The organism is Alteromonas sp. I10, from assembly GCF_003201515.1.
Classification (GTDB): Bacteria; Pseudomonadota; Gammaproteobacteria; order Enterobacterales; family Alteromonadaceae; genus Alteromonas; species Alteromonas macleodii.
In genome coordinates, this window is the sequence record NZ_QJJN01000030.1 from 1 (window position 1) to 1,114 (window position 1,114).

Genomic DNA, 1,114 nt, shown 5'->3' on the forward strand with positions numbered 1-1,114 from the left:
GGTAACGCACAGGCTTTCGATCAAATCGATAACGCGCCTGAAGAGAAAGCACGTGGTATCACCATTTCTACTTCACACGTAGAATATGACACTCCTACTCGTCACTACGCGCACGTAGACTGCCCAGGACACGCTGATTACGTTAAAAACATGATCACTGGTGCTGCTCAGATGGACGGTGGTATCCTAGTAGTTGCTGCGACTGATGGCCCTATGCCACAGACTCGTGAGCACATCCTACTTGGTCGTCAGGTTGGTATTCCTTACATCATCGTATTCATGAACAAGTGTGACATGGTTGACGATGAAGAGCTTCTAGAGTTAGTAGAAATGGAAGTTCGTGAACTTCTTAACGAATACGAATTCCCAGGTGATGACCTGCCAGTTATCCAAGGTTCAGCTCTTAAGGCGCTTGAAGGCGACGCAGAGTGGGAAAAGAAAATCATCGAGCTTGGTGAAGCGCTTGATTCATACATCCCAGAGCCAGAGCGTGCAATCGACAAGCCGTTCATTCTTCCAATCGAAGACGTATTCTCAATCTCAGGCCGTGGTACAGTTGTAACGGGTCGTGTTGAGCAAGGTATCATCAAAGTTGGTGAAGAAGTAGAAATCGTAGGTATCAAAGATACTACTAAGACTACTTGTACTGGTGTTGAGATGTTCCGTAAGCTTCTTGACGAAGGCCGTGCAGGTGAGAACGTTGGTGTTCTTCTACGTGGTACTAAGCGTGATGAAGTTGAACGTGGTCAAGTACTAGCTAAGCCTGGTTCAATCACTCCACACGTTAACTTCGAAGCAGAAGTATACGTACTATCTAAAGATGAAGGTGGCCGTCATACTCCATTCTTCAAAGGCTACCGTCCACAGTTCTACTTCCGTACAACTGACGTAACTGGTGCTGTAGAGCTTCCAGAAGGCGTAGAAATGGTAATGCCTGGTGACAACCTTAAATTCAAAGTTGAGCTAATTGCTCCGATCGCGATGGAAGAAGGTCTTCGTTTCGCAATCCGTGAAGGTGGTCGTACAGTAGGTGCTGGTGTTGTATCTAAGATCCTAGACTAATCTAGACTTAGCAACACAAGCCAAAAAAAGCGCACTTAGGTGCGCTTTTTTT

1 protein-coding gene is annotated in these 1,114 nt (G+C 46.1%); it reads left to right on the forward strand.

Going from position 1 to position 1,114, the window contains the following annotated elements; translation table 11 throughout:
* Positions 1 to 1,062, forward strand: a 1,062-nt coding sequence (tuf, locus tag BZA03_RS20330; protein WP_039227900.1) for an elongation factor Tu, incomplete at its 5' end; no start/stop codon positions are given.
* Between the last annotated feature and the right edge of the window lie 52 nt (positions 1,063 to 1,114).